At 59.5% G+C, this 17560-nt stretch carries 5 protein-coding genes; all 5 read left to right on the plus strand.

The annotated features are described in order from the left end of the window. Nucleotides 1-177: 177 nt before the first annotated feature. Nucleotides 178-3210: a DEAD/DEAH box helicase gene (locus BcFMB_RS07060; protein WP_232513779.1), complete on the plus strand. Its 3033-nt coding sequence runs from the start codon at nt 178-180 to the stop codon at nt 3208-3210. Further along, a complete protein-coding gene (locus BcFMB_RS09600) occupies nt 3207-8054 on the plus strand; it encodes an Eco57I restriction-modification methylase domain-containing protein (RefSeq protein WP_157775196.1) in 4848 nt (1615 codons plus the stop codon). Before BcFMB_RS07060 ends, BcFMB_RS09600 begins: the two co-directional genes overlap by 4 nt. After that, nucleotides 8051-14569: a DEAD/DEAH box helicase gene (locus BcFMB_RS07095; protein WP_198405407.1), complete on the plus strand. Its 6519-nt coding sequence runs from the start codon at nt 8051-8053 to the stop codon at nt 14567-14569. Before BcFMB_RS09600 ends, BcFMB_RS07095 begins: the two co-directional genes overlap by 4 nt. 45 nt (nt 14570-14614) lie before the next feature. Next, entirely contained in the window at nt 14615-16963 is a 2349-nt protein-coding gene (locus BcFMB_RS07100) for a UvrD-helicase domain-containing protein (protein ID WP_099721398.1), read from the plus strand. Between the two features lie 107 nt (nt 16964-17070). Beyond that, the gene (locus tag BcFMB_RS07105) at nt 17071-17499 is read left to right on the plus strand and encodes a GNAT family N-acetyltransferase (RefSeq protein WP_099721754.1); all 429 of its coding nucleotides are present in this window, start codon (nt 17071-17073) and stop codon (nt 17497-17499) included. Nucleotides 17500-17560: the final 61 nt, after the last annotated feature.

Below are 17560 nucleotides of genomic sequence, written 5' to 3' on the forward strand. Positions count from 1 at the left end.
CATCGAAGAGAGGCCAGAAAGATTGATGGCAAATATCGGGGGAACAGGCTTTATCAGAAATGAATTTTGACTGGATATTCCATGGGGAACCGTGTAGGCTGAATGCAGATTCGCATGCGATTTCCAACATGGTTGTCTGGAGATGCATGCCCGCGCGCAACGAGCAAGGGGAGGGCAATGTCGGTTCATCAGGATCAGGCTGCGGATATGCGGCAGTATGCCGTAGGGATGCGTGTCGTCATTCGCGGACAGGAATGGCTCATCACGAAGGTGGAGCAATACAACTTCGGCTACGAAGGCCAAGAGCAGAATCGCGGGTTGCATGATGAGGCGAAAAGGCGTTTTGCGTTGACGTGCGTCGGCGTCGACCCATTGGTCTGTGACTATCAGGCGACATTCCTGACCGATATCGAACCCGAGATCGAACCGGTCGATCCCGCGAATACGCGATTCATCCCGGATGCGTCACCGTCCGCCCGGGATTCGCATCTGTACATCGAAAGTATGCTGCGCTCCACGGTGCCGACCGATGAGCGGATTCATGTGGCCGAACATGCCGCAATGGACAAGCTGCCCTATCAGCTCGAACCCGCCAAACAGGCGCTGTCCCAGCCGCGGCAGCGCATTCTGATCGCGGACGCCGTGGGTCTGGGCAAGACGCTTGAGGCGGGCATCCTGATGTCCGAACTCATCCGGCGTGGGAAAGGCACTCGCATTCTCGTCGTCACATCCAAAAGCATGATGGCGCAGTTTCAGCGTGAGATGTGGGAGCATTTCACGATTCCGCTGACGAATCTGGATTCCTCGCGCATCCAGCGCATCCGCACCGAGATTCCAGCGAACGCAAACCCGTTCAACTACTTCGACAAGGTCATCGTCTCGGTGGATACGCTCAAGCGCGACATCGAATACGGTTCGGCGCTCGACGATTCGTATTGGGACATCATCGTCATCGACGAAGCCCAGAATGTGGCGGACCGTGCCAACGGCAAGCAGAAGGCGCAGCGTGCGCGTCTCGCGAATCGTCTGGCGAAGCGCTCCGACTCGCTTATCATGCTGTCGGCCACGCCGCATGACGGCAGCGCCCGCAGCTTCGCCTCGCTGATGAACATGCTTGACCCGACGACATTGCCCGATCCCGACCGATACAACCCGGATGATATCCGGCAGTTGTATATCCGACGATTCAAGAAGGACGTCAGCGATGACGTCTCCGGCAGTTTTCCTCCTCCGAACATCGTCGAAGAGGACGTGAAGGCGACAGATGAGGAGGAAGCGGCCTTCGACTATCTGACGAGCATGACGATGCGTGCTGAAACGAAGGATTCGTCGAAACGGTCGATGCTGTTCCGCACGACGCTCGAGAAGAGCCTGTTCTCATCACCGGCGGCATGCCTCATGACGATCGACGAGCGCATCAAGCGTTTGCGCGCCCGGACGACGACCGACGAGACGAAACGGGCGAACATCGCGCATGACATCGCACAGCTCGAGGAGCTGCGCTCGCTGGTGCAGCGCATCACACCCGAACATTTCGCACGGTACCAGCGCCTGCTGCAGCTGCTGCAGAGCCCGTCCTACCATTGGACGCGGAACAGGGAAGACCGCATCGTTATCTTCACCGAACGCATCGAGACGAAGAACTTCCTCGCTGAGCATCTGCGCAAGGATCTGGGGCTGAGCGAGCGGGAACTCGTCACGATGGACGGTTCGATGTCCGACCTGCAGCAACAGGAGACGGTCACTGACTTCAACGATCCGAAGAAGCCGATACGCATCCTCGTTGCTTCGGATGTGGCGTCGGAAGGTCTCAACCTGCATCATCTGGCGCACCGACTGATTCATTTCGACACACCATGGTCGCTGATGGTCTTCCAACAGCGCAATGGACGCATCGATCGCTACGGACAGCACAAGACCCCGGACATCCGCTTCATGCGCATCGGATCGGAGAACCCGAAGATCAAAGGCGACGAGCGCATCCTGCAAGTGCTCATCGCCAAGGAGAAGCAGGCACGGGACAACATCGGCGACCCGGCCACGTTGATGAAGGTCTATAACGTCAACGACGAAATGATGATGACCGCGCAGGCGATGGAGGACGGCGAAAGCGATGAGCGGTTCGCTGCGCGTCTTGACGGCAACGTGCAGGAAACGCAGATTGACGTCGACGCCGACGAAAATGATTTCTTCGATCCGTTCGCCGCACTCGACCAACTCGACGCCGCGGCTGAAAGCGATGAAGAACATCATGCCGATACGGATGACGAAGCGACCAGCCCATACACCCAGATGAATGACCGTGCCGTGCAGCTGATGGACGACCTGCAGTTCGTGGAGCAGGCGCTGCAATCGCCGAAAATCACCGGCCATGCGGGCATCGCACGGGTGGAGGACCTGGACGGGGCGAAGGGCTTCCGTCTTGACTTCTCGAAGGACAGTCAACTGTACAAGTGGCTCGCCAGACGGTCGCCGAACAGCGAAGTGCTTCATGACCACACCGCCAGCTGGAGCACGGACGCCGACTATGTACGGGCGCAATCGGAGGGACTGATGGCGCAGCTGTCCGACGAGCGATGGAGCAACACGCAGTACCTGTGGGCGTTGAACCCGATCAGCGAATGGGTGGAGATGAAGGCTTCCACCGTGTTGTACGGTCGTGGCGAAGCCCCGATCATCGGCATCCGTGATAGTGAACTCACGGCGCAGGACACGATCATCCTGCTCACCGCGTCGATCGCCAACAACCGCGCTATCCCGGTCATCAACGAATGGATGGGCATTCGCTACCATGACGACTCGTTCGTAGAGGCGATGATAATCGAGGACGTGTGGCGCGTTACCGGTTACCGAGGGAAGTATTATGCCGCCGACGACAAGACGCTGTACGTTAACACCGTCACCGACGAATCAATATCCGACGGACAGTGTTTGCGTGCACAGCAGCTCCTTCCGGACGCCATCCAGCGTATGAACGAACAGATTCGTTCCGATGAACGAACATACGTGAAGGATGCCGAACAGCATATCGATGAGCAGCTTGAACGCATCATCCGCTGGCGGGACAGCCGGAAACGCTTCGGCACGCGTAGCGAGCGCGAGAGCGAACGATTCTTCGACGATTACAGGCAATGGGTCCAGGATTCATACGAGACCACGGGCGAGCCGGTCATCCGTGTGGCCGCGGCGTTTACGGGAGTGCAGCAATGAGCAGGAAGAACAGGAAGACAACGTCCGACGCGAACGTGCTGGTGGGACTGGATGCCGTCAACGGCTTCTACACGCCGTTCTTCGTGCAGGAGATACTGCCCGGATGCGTCATGAATGCGCTCAGCGAATGGGTCGACTCCGAAATGGTCGTCAAGGGGTTGCGCTCGCTGCGCACCGAGTACACGACGATCTGCAACAGTACCGCCACGTTGGATCGGCGTGATGCCATACGGGACTATCTCGATCAATGGCTTGACACATTGGGATACAACATCGCGCGCGATCCGGCGACGCTGGACTTCGCGCATCAGGACACAGTTACGGTACGGGCGCAGGCATCAGATTCCAATGGACGCCCGTACGTTCAGGTGCTCATCTGCAGTGACGACGATGGCGACACGGGCATCATGGAAAGCGTCATGGACGGTGGAACGATGACCGGTGAACAGTGCGCGCATGCGTTGCTGAGCGATGAGGATCATGCGTCACGATGGGTGCTGCTGCTCGGACTGCATCAGGCCGCGCTCATCGACCGCACGAAGTGGGCGGACCGACGGTATCTCCTCTTCGATTTCGACGTCATCCACGCGCGCAACGAAACGGCCACATACAAGGCGGTCGCCGCATTGCTGGGCGAACACGACCTGTGCCCACAGGAGGGCTCGACGTCGGTGCTCGACGCTTTCGAGGAGCAGGCGAACGCACAGGCGGTCGCGGTGTCCGACAATCTGCGCTATGCGTTGCGTGAATGCGTGGAGCTGCTCGGCAACGAGGTGATCCACGACTGGACCGAGAACAAGCACCGGGACGTCGCCGAAATCGATGCCGACGAATTGACGATGGAAGCCTTGCGCTACATGTACCGGCTGCTGTTCCTGCTGTTCATCGAAGCGAAGCCGGAACTCGGCTACGCGCCGATGAAGGCGGCGGCCTACCGCACCGCATATTCGTTGGAATCATTGCGCGATCTGGCCGAATCGGTGCGCGGGCGCTTGGAGGAGCTCGAGGACACCACCTATGCAGCCGACACACTGCGCATTCTGGACGAGACCATCTACAACGGCTACCCGGCGCGAACTCGCGCCGATAACGTCCGTACGATTCACGGCGCGGACGAGGCGTTCACGCTGCCGCCGCTCAGGGCCCATATCTTCGATCCGAAGCGCACCGCGATGATCGAGGAGGCCAAACTGCGCGACAGCGTCATGCTGCGCATCATCGACATGATGAGCGTAAGCTCAACCGGCAGCGGCAAGAAGCGACGCAGACAGCGCATCGCCTACTCGTCACTCGGCATCAGCCAGATGGGCGCCATCTACGAAGGGCTGCTGTCCTATCGTGGATTCATCGCCACGACCACGCTGTATGAGGTGAGGCGTGACAAGGGCGATGGCAAGGAGAGCAAATTCGATCCGCTCGCCGTCGGCCACTTCGTCGACGAGAGCCAGCTCGGCGAATACACGGAGGCGGAACGTGTCCGATATGAGGACGGTCCCCATGCGGGAGAACTGCGCACCTATGCGCCCGGCACGTTCATCTACCGAATGACCGGACGCGAGCGCGAGACCTCCGCCTCGTTCTACACGCCAGATTCACTGGCGCAATGTCTGGTCAAATACGCGCTCAAGGTGATCGAACCACGCATCCACAAGGCATCCGACATCCTCGCGCTGCGAATCTGCGAGCCGGCGGTAGGGTCGGCGACCTTCCTTAACGAGACGATCAACCAGCTCGCCGAATGGTATCTGCGCCTTCGCGAGAAGGAACTCATCGAAGAACAAGGCCCGGAGGCCGCAATCACCGCCGACGAACGGCAGTCCGAACTGCAGAAGGTCAAGATGCTCATCGCCGACCGCAACGTCTACGGCGTCGACCTGAACCCGGTCGCCGTCGAACTGGCGGAAGTGGCCCTGTGGCTCAATTCGATCTGCCCCGACTCGTTCATCCCCTGGTTCGGCGACCAGCTCATCTGCGGCAACTCGTTGATCGGCGCCCGCAGACGGGCCTACACGCCGGCGGAACTCACCGCGTCGACGAAAGGCATGCAATGGTACGACCATGAGCCGCAACGTGTGGCATTGACGCCCAAGTCGCGTCACGGCAGCCGCGTCTACCATTTCCTCACCGGTGACTCCGGCATGTGTGCATACACCGACAAGATCATCAAATCGTTGGAACCGGAACAGATCACGGCGATGAAAGCTTGGAACAAGGCATTCACGAAGCCATACTCAGACGATGACGTCGCCCTGATGCAGCGACTGTCCACCATCATCGACCATCTATGGCGCGGCGTCGTGGACATGCGCAGGCAACTGTCCTCCACGACCCATGACGCGTTAAAGATCTACGGCTGGCAAGGTGACCAGAACAACGGTTCACTGCCGGTATCGACCAAGGACGCGCTGCTCAACCAGTCCTACCATTCCATCGGAGCCTCCAACGCCGGCGAATACGCCCGACTCAAACTCGCGATGGACTACTGGTGCGCGCTGTGGTTCTGGCCCATTGAACAGGCCGACCTGCTGCCGACCCGGGACGAATACCTCAAGGACATGCAGCTCATCCTCAACGGCGCACTCCTCGAACCGGAACCGGATGTGCTCGTCAACCCGGACGCGGACATCAACGAAGTGCTCGCGAACGAGATGGGGGACAGAACACTGTTCAACGAGGGAATGACGCCAATCTCGGCAGACGATCCTCACGAATACATGATGCGCCATGCCGTCAACCTCGACGATCTCGTAAGACGGCAACCACGATTGCAGCTGGTCAGGAAGATCAGCGAACGGCGGCGGTTCTTCCATTGGGAACTGGAATTCGCCGACGTATTCGCCGACGGCGGCTTCGACTTCATGATTGGCAATCCGCCATGGGTCAATGTGGAATGGAAGGTGTCCGATACTCTTGCGGACGCTGATCCGCAGTACGCGGTGCATAAGCAGAGCGCTTCCGACTTGAATAAGGTATTATCGGGTATTCTTGGCTCTTCAGACAGGATGCGAGAGCATTTCATCAAGGCATATGAAGCGTGTGCCGGCCAATTGGCGTTCTTCAATGCGGCGGCCAACTATCCGATGTTGCAGAATCAACGGACGAATCTGTTCCGCTGCTTCCTGCCGAACGCATGGGATTATACGAGACGCTCCGACGGCGTCAGCGCATTCATCCATCCCGATGAGGTGTATGCCGACATGAAGGCCGGTGCGTTGCGTGAGCAGATGTTGAGGCGGCTTCGTTACCATTTCCAGTTCCTCAACGAGAAGAAGTTGTTCAATGGCGTGGATCACCATACCTCCTTCAGTCTGAACATTTACGATAACGGGGATATGGCGCAGATCCGATTCGATTCGATCTGGAAGCTGTATTTGCCAAAGACCATTGACGAATGCTATGCCGATGCGGCCCATGCCGCGGTGGGGCCGATGAAGACGGAGAACGGTGAATGGAACGTGCAGGGGTACCATGATCGCATCGTGCCCATCGATGACACGGTCATGCGGCTCTTCGCCGCATTGGCGAACATGCGCGTCGCTGAGGCATCGTCTGCGCCATTGCTCGGTGTCTACACCGTATCGCTGCTGCACGCACTCGAGTGCATCGGACAGTGCCCGCGGCATCTTGGCGATATACCGGCAAACGAGATTGCCTATTCGCGTATGTGGAATGAGACCAACAGCCGCAAGGACGGAACAATCAAGGATGACGTGCATTTCCCGACGGGGGATGAGCCAATCATCTATTCGAGCCCGTTTATCGGTGTCGGTAATCCGCTGCTGCAGTCCGCGCGTAGGCAATACAAGGTGAATAGTGATTATGATCTCGTGGATCTCGCCGACATTCCCGTCGATTATGAGCCTCGCGTGAAATACGCGCAGGCGTGTTCCACTGCGGAATACATGAAGCGTATGCCCAAAATGTTCGATGGGACACCGTTCGACGCGGTGTACCGCGTCGCATGCAGGGAAATGGTCGGGCTTGACAGCGAAAGAACGCTGCAGAGTGCCGGCGTGCACCCACGCGTAGCGTGGGTGGACGCCGTAACAGGTTACGGCGTCCACCCACGGCGCTACGCTACGCTTGCGCTGATGATGGGAACACAAGCAGCTCTGCCGATAGATTATCTTGTTCGATCAATTGGCAAAATGAATATCAATACAAGTACGTTGCAACTGCTGCCAATCCCACAGGGCGTGTTGACGGCTGAAATCACTTGCAGAGGGTTGTTGCTCAACTGTCTGACTGAAGCATATGCAGAGCTTTGGCACTCATGTTGGGATAGCTTCTATACGACGGTGCAATGGTCCAAACAGGATTCCCGTCTGCCGGATACCGCATTTTCGACGCTCACCGAGGAGTGGGACTATGCAATACCATTGCGCAGCGAATACAGCCGCCGTCAGGCACTCGTCGAGCTCGATGTGCTTGTCGCAATGGCACTGGGCATGACGTTGGATGAGCTTATCGACATCTACCGGCTTACGTTCCCGGTGCTCAAATCCTATGAGGACGGCACCTGGTACGACCGCAATGGCCGCGTCGTATATTCGAACAAGGGCGCCTACGCGAAGATCTCGCTCAATCGTGACGAATTCGAAGCGATTCGTGACGAACAAGCCGGCTTCGTCAAGACGATCACCGTCGAGGACGACACGTTGCCTGATGGTCCAATCACACGCGACATCAGCTTTGTGGCGCCCTACGACCGTTGCGACCGCATCGAGGACTATCGGAGGGCATGGGCGTTCTTCGAAGCCAGATACGGCGAAGCACTCGCACAGGAACGTTTCGAACGCGCAGCAATGCAGGTAAAGAAATCACAAGAGGAGGATGGACGATGATTCCGATCGTGATGGCGCGGCATATCCGCGAAGGTCTCGTCGACTACTTGGAGACGACGTATCCGATGGCGAACAAGCCCTTCCAAGGGTCCATCCGACGGTTCGCCGAAGCGCACGACGGACTGACGCTCGATCCCTTCGTATCGGTCAAACTGCCGTTCCGCGTAGGGGACAGGAAGGAATTCCCCTACGACGACTGCCTGCATCCGTCATACGCCCCGTACGTGCACCAGTTGAAGGCCTTCAAGCGCATCGGCAACGGCGAATCCACACTCGTGGCCACCGGTACCGGTTCAGGCAAGACCGAATGCTTCCTGTACCCGATCCTGCATCACTGCTACAAGCAGCGCAGACTCGGCAACACCGGCATCAAGGCGATCCTCGTCTATCCGATGAACGCGCTCGCCGCCGACCAGGCGAAGCGCATCGCACAACTGATCCATGACAGTCCCGAACTGCGCAACAACGTGACCGCCGGCATGTACGTCGGCAAAAGCGCCGCCGATGAGCAGACTGCAAGCACCGTCATGTCCGAGCATGCGATCATCTCCGACCATGACGCGTTGCGGCGCAACCCACCGGACATCCTGCTGACGAACTACAAGATGCTCGACTATCTGCTCATCCGTCCGCAGGACTCCAAACTCTGGGACGCCAACGATTCAGAGACGCTCAAATACTTCGTCGTCGACGAGCTGCACACCTTCGACGGAGCGCAGGGCACCGACCTGGCCTGTCTCATCCGCCGGCTTTCCGACAGGTTGCAGACGCCGTGCGAGGACATCTGCTTCGTCGGCACATCCGCCACGATGGGCTCGGGGCCCGATGATGCACACAACCTGTGCGACTTCGCCTCCGCCGTGTTCCACACGCCGTTCACGCCGGAAAGCATCGTCACCGAGAACCGTCTCGACGCCGAGGAGTTCTTCGACGGGACAGAACCGATCCATCTGATTCCCTCCGGCGAGCAAGCGCTGCATCTGCGGGAGCTGGAACTGGATGATGACAATCCCGACATCTATCTGACGCAGGCATGCCGGGACCTCCTCGGCCATGATATGCCCAATCCAGCCGATCCGCGCAGCCGGATACAACTCGCCGCATGGCTCAAACAAAGCGATCTGCTGCGCCAGTTCGCCATCGCTCTGCACAACGATCCGCACATGCTCGACGACGACCTGCTCACGGAGATGGGGCGCCAATTCCACGAATTCAGCCATCTGCAGCGCGAGGAGCAGCTTGCGGTGCTCGACGCCCTCGTCGCATTGGTCAGTCATGCGCGCATCGGCGAACACGGCGACGGGAACCTACGACCGTTCCTTGACGTGCAGGTGCAGCTGTGGACGAAGGAACTGCGCCAGATGCGCGCATCCGTGTGCGGTCTGGACGAAACCGTACGATACGGCAGCCTCTACGAATTGGACGCATCACGATCCAAACAGTATCTGCCGATCATCAACTGCCGCATATGCGGCAACACCGGCTGGGTAGGCAACGTCAACAAGCAGACGCAACGAATCGAAGCGGGGGAGAAGAGCTTCGCCAACATCTACTTCCAGTTCAGAAACAATGAGCTCGCGGTCATGAGGCCATGGAACCCGACGGACGCATCACCGGCCGGCAACGCCGAACTGGGGTATTTCTGTCCGGATGCAGACTGTATGCACTTCACCCGTACCGAACAGTTCGACGCCAAGGAGCGTACATGTCCCTCATGCGGCACCGACCGCATCCCGATGCAGATGATGGGGCTCGAAAGCGTCGGCAACGAACGCAAGCACTACCGTTGCCCGTTCTGCGGCAGCGACGCCGATCTGGCGCTGCTGGGCTTCCGCGCCACACCGCAGATGAGCGTCATGCTCACCGAACTCATCGGCGACCGATACAACGACGACGACAAGACGATCGTCTTCTCGGACAGCGTGCAGGACGCCGCATTCCGCGCGAGCGCGTTCAACTCGCGCACATGGCGCTTCGCGCTGCGCAACAACGCTGTCGACTACCTTGAAGGGAGATGGGGCGGCAAGACTTCGCTTGCCGACTATCTCGACCATCAGCGGCTCTGGTACCGCAAGACGTATGTGGACGACGTCGCCTTCATCATGCGCTTCGCTCCCGCGAACATGACGTGGATGGACGAGTACCGGCGCGCGGCGCAAGGCGTCGCGCCCGGCGGTCGTCGTCACGACCTGATCGAACAGATCGGCAAGCGTCTGCGCATCGAAACGCTGCATGAACTCGGGTCCCGTTCCCGCATCGGACGAACGCTGGAGAAGACCGGATGCGCCGTGCTGGGCTACGACGAGCACACGCTCGAGGCCATCGCGCAGGACGCGTCGGCCCGTGCGTGCGCCGAACTCGGGGACGATGTCCGTCTCGAAACTGACGACGACTGGCTGCATCTGACCTTGGATCTGCTCAATACGCTGCGTCTCGGCGGCGCGTTCATCGACCCATTGTATGAACGGTACATCGAAGAAGGCGGCACCCCCTATCTGCTGTCGAACAAGCATCTGCCATGGATGCCGGGAAGCTATGTGAAATCCGAACCGCATTTCCTCACCAATCGACGATCCACGTCGAAAACCGGATTCTACGCGCTCACCGAAGGCAGGTATGCGCACATCGTGGACAGGTATCTGACCGATACGCTCATGCTCGCCGGCAATGAGCCGCGAATCATCCTCGAACAGCTGCTGCAGGCCTGCGTCGAGCATGGCGTGATCGCGGTCAGGAAATGCACGCGGACAAGATTCGGCGAACAACAGGTGTACGGCATCGATGAATCGCAATGCCATGTGACCGACGAGGTCGTCGCGTTGCACTGCGACTCGTGCGGACGCACCTATGACGGCGCGCAGGGCAACGAGCGGGCATGGAACGGTCTGCACTGCATGAATCCCTACTGCCGGGGACGGTTGGTTCCCGCCGATGCGAATCAGGATTGGGGCTACTATCACAGGCTGTATCACACGACGCCGCCGGCGCCGCGCATCCATGCGGCCGAACACACCGGTCTCGTGGACGCCGAGACCCGCAACAAGCTCGAATCGCAGTTCAAACAGAACACATCCGGAGCAGGGGACGTGAACGTACTCGCCTGCACGCCGACACTCGAAATGGGCATCGACATCGGAGACCTGTCCACGGTGATTCTTTCGTCGATTCCACCCAGCCAATCGCAGTATCTGCAACGTGTAGGCCGTGCGGGACGCCGCGATGGCAACGCGCTCGTGCTCGCCGTGGCCAACGGGCGCCCCCATGACCGGTACTTCTACAACAGGGCACAGGAGATGATAAGCGGCCATGTGCGCCCGCCACACGTGTTCCTGCAGGCGAGCGCCGTGCTCGAACGCCAGCTCACCGCCTTCGCCATGGACCGTTGGGTGCATGCATGTCTCATGCAGGGCATGGAACCAAGGGACATCATCAGGAAGAAACTCGAGCACAGCCTTGAAGTCATGACCACGAAGGCGAACGGCTTCCCGCTGTCGTTCCTCGACTACACGAGCACGCACACCGCCGAGCTGCTCCAGGCGTTCCAGGCGATGTTCTCCACCGAGGACACGACGATGGACGCCACGTTGGAACAGTCACTGCGCCTGTTCCTCGAAGGCGGCACGACCGGCATGACTGAACATCCGACGCTCGCCGCACGCATCGTCGCGGCGTTCGACGCCGCGAAAAACATGATCGCGAACCTCGAAACACAGCGTAGGGAACTCGAGGAGCTCAAGAAGGAACTCAAAGCCAAGCCGCAGGATTCCTCGACCGACTCGCAGATCCACGAATGCGACATCGAGATCAAGGTGGTGGATAGGAATATCCGCGCCATCAAGAAGACCAACGTCTTCAACTACATGTCCAACGAGGGAATCCTGCCGAACTACGCGTTCCCCGAAGGCGGCGTCACGCTGCACACCGTGCTCAAAGCGGAAGCGGAGAGCCCGGACCAAAAACCCGGAGCAAAGGACAGGGCCGGAACGCGGACGAGCAGGAAAGTGCAGACCGGCACATACGAACGGCCGGCGATGACGGCGATCACCGAACTCGCGCCGGGCAACACGTTCTATGCGCAAGGCCACAAGTTTGAGATTAACCGTGTCCTGTACGACGACGGTGCCATGAACCAGGACATCCCCGTATGGCGACTGTGTCCCAACTGTTCGCACGCGGAACCCAAATCCGAAGTCGGCAACACCGCCACCTGCCCCGTATGTGGCGACCCGCGATGGGCTGAGAACGGCCAATGCATGCCGATGCTGCGCATCAGCAACGTCATCTCCGAGGAAACCTACCGCGAAAGCCTCATCGACGAAGGCGACGATACGCGCAGCCGTTCGATGTTCCAGACGGACGTGCTCGTCGACATCAAGCCCCGGGATACGAAGAACGCGTGGAAGCTGAACGGTGCCACCGACTTCGGCTATGAATACGTGCCACATGGCACATTGCGGGAGATCAACTTCGGTGAAGCCGACAATCAGGGTGCGAAGATGACCATCAACGGCATCGAGGAGGTACGCAAAGGATTCCTCGTATGCAGTTCATGCGGCGCGCTCGCGGACAAGAACGGCAGGATCCCGCCGAAACGCCATGCCTACACATGTCCTAACAGAAGAGGACTGGAGAAGGCGGACGGACAGCAATGCCTGTTCCTGTACCGTGAGTTCAACACCGAAATGCTCAGACTGCTCGTCCCCGGCATCGCCGACGTACGCGGCAACAACGCGGCGGCGGCGTCGTTTTCGGCGGCGATCATGCTCGGTCTGCGCAACAAATTCGGCAACATCGACCATCTCAACGCCGTATTGAGCAACGAACCGGCATTGGACGGCACGAACATTCGCAAGACGTATCTTGTCATATACGACGAGGTTCCTGGAGGAACCGGATACCTCAAGCAGCTCGGCGCCGACAGCGACACGATGGATGAAGTGCTCCGCGACGCGTTCGTGACCATCGACGAATGCGACTACTGCCGCAGCAACAACACCGACGGTTGTTACAATTGTCTGCTCGGCTGGCGTCAGGAACAGCAGTTCGACGAGATCTCACGTTCCCTTGCGCTCGAGATGCTCGGCCCGATCGTCAACGATGCGCACACCTTCGAACAGGTCGCTACGGTGAGCGACATCTCGGTGAACCATCTGCTCGACAGCGTCCTCGAACAGCAGTTCCTGGAAGCATTGTCCAGAACCTGTTCGGCGCCATTGACTAAATCCTACGAGGGGCGCGGCGCACGATGCAAGTGGGAGAAGCAATCCTCTCTACAGCATCGTGAAGGCTATCTGCTTACCGTCAACGGACTTGAATGGGAGATCGACCTGCAGGTCGATCTGGGTCCTGCACAAGGTGTGGCGGTGCCCTGCAGGCCAGATTTCATCATCCGTCGCGTAGGCAATGGCGAGAGAGCGGCAATCGCCGTGTTCACCGATGGACTTCAGTTCCATGCGCCGATCGTCGGCGAGGACACGCTCAAACGTGAGGCGTTGCGACGCGCCGGCTACCGTGTATGGACCCTGACCTATGACGATGTGATGGGCTTCCTCAACCAGAAGGAGCCGACCAAATTAGCAGACCCGACGCTGGACATCAATGCGATGCCATGGAAGACCAGCTGTCGCAAACTCATGCGACAGAACGGCGTAGCGGGCATCGATCCGGGATGCTATGGGACGATGGACCTGCTGGCGTTCCAGTTGACCGTCCCCGATGCTGAGAAGAAGATGCGGGACGTTGCCAACGCCTTCAGCTGGGGTTTCTTCGATCGGCAGCACCAATGCACCGGAACGGCCATTACGCAATTCGAACGTACGGTGGAGGACATCGCCGGACTGCGCGGCGGCGATCTGGTGCGATGCTCGGCGTACGAACCCGACCATGACGACAGCCGACTTGCCGTATGCTGCTATGCGACACAGGAGGATGGCCCCGAAGGCGTCGCCCGCATCCTCCTGCGCTTCGATGACGCGCTCGCGGATGACGGGCGTGTGCCGAGTCAGGAACTGTGGGAATCATGCTCCCCGCAGGAACGTGAGGATTTCAAACGACAGTGGAGCAGTTTCTGGCATCTCGCCAACGTGCTGCAGTACTCGGGACATCTTACGTTCGTGACGGATTTCGCCATCGACGCGCAGATGTATCTGCCGTTGATCGAGCAAGCCAGACGCAATGCCCGTGCCATGCAGGTGCCGGACTCGGGCGACTGGCAGCCGGTCTTCGACGGCGAGAACTTCCAGTATCTCGACGAGGCATGTCAGGAACAGGTATACAAGCTCGCGCGCATGCATCTCATCGTCCCCGATGCCGTCGCCAGCGAAGCGGCGGATGCGGACGGCATCAGTCTGGGCGAAGCCGCGCTGATATGGGACAAGGCGAGGTTCGTGTTCATCCCCGACGGCTACAACGACGAGGTGCAGGCCACCCGTGATGCGTATGCAGCCGCCGGCTGGAACGTCATCACCGATGCGGATGAACGGCAGACGGCGCCATTGCGAAGTGAAGACCGATAAGACAATCAGAGCATATCAAGGCTAAGATTACGAAATGGAGCACAGATGATAGACGACAAGCCGGCAATCGCCATCGCCAAGCCTTTCCTCAAGGCGATGGGCGAACTGTCCAAGACCAACCAGAATCAGGTGCGCGCCTTCCTCGACAAGTTCGAGAAGGATCCGAACTCGGGGTCGATTCATAAGGAGACGCTGCACAATGCCAAGGACAACAAGCTGTTTTCGGCAAGGGTCAACAGCGGATACCGTGTGATCCTTGGCTATGACGACAAGTCGAATGTGTATCTGCTGCTTTATGTGGGACCGCACGACGACGCCTATGCGTGGGCAAGCAGGAAGCGCATCGATATCAACCCGAAGACCAACGCCGTGCAGCTGTACGATGTCGTGGATGCTGGAACCGTCGAGGCGCCTGCGTCGAGCATGGCATACACGCCGCAGACCGCCGAACGGACGACGCAGATGCATGAGGCCTCGTCGGCTACGGATGAGATGACGGTCTCCTGGGACAAGCAAGAGGCGGCCAAGCCGTTGCCGCAGGAGTTCCGCGAACTCACGATGCAGGATCTGACCATGTTCGGCGTGCCGTACATCTGGCAGGAGCTCGTCCTGCAGATGAAGACCTATGGGCAGCTGCAGGAACGCATCGGGCAGCTGCCGGGCGATTGCGTGCCGTATCTGCAGCTCGTGGCCGAAGGCAGCAGCATTCATGACGTGCTCGATCTCGCGAAGGATTCGAATGGCTACAGCGACTTCGTGGGGCTGGACAAGACTACGAAGGCCGGAACGTTCGATGCAGGGGAGGCCGGACACCTTGCACCCGGCGAGGATTACCGCAAGGCGCTCACGAGTTACGCCTCGCAGGAGACCTTCGTCATCGTGGAAGGCGAGGAGGATCTGCGTCGCATCCTCGATGCGCCGCTCGAACAGTGGCGCGTGTTCCTCCATCCGTCGCAGCGGCGATACGTGGAACGGGACTACAAGGGGTCGTACCGGCTCACGGGCGGTGCCGGAACCGGCAAGACGGTTGTGGCGATGCATCGCGCGAAATATCTGGCCGCACGACTCGTACGGCAGCATAGTGCGCATAAGGTGCTGTTCACCACATATAGCAGGAATCTGGCGACGGATATCAAGGCGAACCTCCAGCTCATCTGCACGCAGGAGGAGCTCGGCCGTATCGACGTGCTCAACCTTGACCGATACGTGGCCGGTTGTTTGCGCCAACGTGGGTTCGATTACCAGCTGACCTATGATGACGTTGCGATTGGCGAAGCGTGGAAGGCCGCCATCGCGGAAAGTGGCCAGTCCCAGTGGAGCGGGGAGGAGGCCTTCCTGCGCGACGAATGGGAAGAGGTGATCAAAGACAAAGGCATCACGACGCTTGGTGAATACTTCCGCTCCTCGCGCCGCGGACGCGGATCGCGCATGTCGCGTGCCCAGAAGGCGTCGCTATGGAAGGTCGCCGAAGCCTATCACCGGTATATGAGCGAGCACAAGCAATGGGATGTCTATCAGGCCATGGGTATGGTGGAGGATAGCCTGCGCGCAGGCCGAATCACATCCCCGTATGCGCACATCATCGTCGATGAGGGGCAGGATTTCTCCGCTCCCGCATACCGCATGCTTCGTGCGATGGTGCCCGAAGGCGCCAACGACCTCTTTATCGTAGGCGACGCCCAGCAGCGCATCTACGGCAAAACCGTCACACTTTCCCAATGCGGCATCGCCATACAGGGACGATCTCGAAGACTGCGCATCAACTACCGCACGACCGAGCAGATTCGCGACGCCGCTGAACGCGTGTTCGACACAAGCGGCACGGACGTGGCCGCCGAGGCATTCAAAGCGGTGCTCGACCAGACACGGCAGGGAGAGCCCGAACGTTTCGACGACCTCAACGGAGAAACGGTCGAATCCAACGACAGCCATTCGCTCATGCAGGGACCGGCGCCGATCGCGAAGCAGTTCGGCAGCCAGCAGGAGGAGTACGAAGCCGTCACCGAATGGATCGACACGCTCATCAAGCAGAACGGAGAGGACGACCCCGACTACGAACGGCGCATCTGCATCGTCACGCCGGCGAAGTACCTATGCGACAGGTGGGTCGAGTACCTCGACCAGCGCGGATACGCGACCTACGTCCTCGGCAAGGACGCGGAAGACGCCGACAGACCCGGCATCCGCATCGCCACGATGCATCGCGTCAAAGGCCTCGAATTCGACGCCGTCGCGGTCGCGGACGTCAACCCCGGCACCGTACCGCCGAAAGGAAAGCTCGAAGAGACCACCGACGTGGTCTCAAGACACGAACTGTGCAAGCAGTATCGAAGCCTCATCTACGTCGCCCTCACACGCGCCCGCAAAGAGGCGCTGATGGCAGGCGTACGATAAGCCGATAATCCAGATAATCCATCGAACGCCCCGAAACAGCCGCCGACCCCTACGACGGGCTTTTCGGGGCTTCCTCTTTACACAAAGGAACCCACATGATCCGCATCATGACACCCGACGACTACGACGCCGTCGTCGCATGCTGGACATCGAACACCGGCATGGGACTCAACACGATCGACGACTCACGTCAGGGTATCAGCCGATACCTCGAACGCAACCCCACCACCAGCTTCGTGCACGAAGACGAATCGGGGCGTATCGACGGTGCCATCCTCGCCGGACACGACGGACGACGCGGCACCATCTACCACACCGCCGTCAGCCCCGAACATCACCACCAGGGCATCGGCACACGACTCGTCAACGCGACGCTGCACGCGCTCGCGAACGAAGGCATCGTCAAGGTTGCACTCGTCGTCTTCGCCCGCAACGACGCCGGCAACGCGTTCTGGGAACGCCTCGGCTTCGACGCGCGCGGCGACCTGACGTACCGCAACAAGGCGCTGTGCGACATCACACGCATCGACACGTGAACGCCATCGGCACGTGGGCGGCATCGACGTATGCAAAATAGTGCAGGGCACAGCGGCACGC

The sequence above is a fragment of the Bifidobacterium choerinum genome (genome assembly GCF_002761235.1).
GTDB classification, from domain to species: Bacteria; Actinomycetota; Actinomycetes; order Actinomycetales; family Bifidobacteriaceae; genus Bifidobacterium; species Bifidobacterium choerinum.

What these genes read in the sequence shown, in the direction of transcription:
- BcFMB_RS09600 (WP_157775196.1), top strand. Translation starts at nt 3,207, where the DNA reads ATGAGCAGGAAGAACAGGAAGACAACGTCCGACGCGAACGTGCTGGTG.
- BcFMB_RS07095 (WP_198405407.1), top strand. Translation starts at nt 8,051, where the DNA reads ATGATTCCGATCGTGATGGCGCGGCATATCCGCGAAGGTCTCGTCGAC.
- BcFMB_RS07100 (WP_099721398.1), top strand. Translation starts at nt 14,615, where the DNA reads ATGATAGACGACAAGCCGGCAATCGCCATCGCCAAGCCTTTCCTCAAG.
- BcFMB_RS07060 (WP_232513779.1), top strand. Translation starts at nt 178, where the DNA reads ATGTCGGTTCATCAGGATCAGGCTGCGGATATGCGGCAGTATGCCGTA.
- BcFMB_RS07105 (WP_099721754.1), top strand. Translation starts at nt 17,071, where the DNA reads ATGACACCCGACGACTACGACGCCGTCGTCGCATGCTGGACATCGAAC.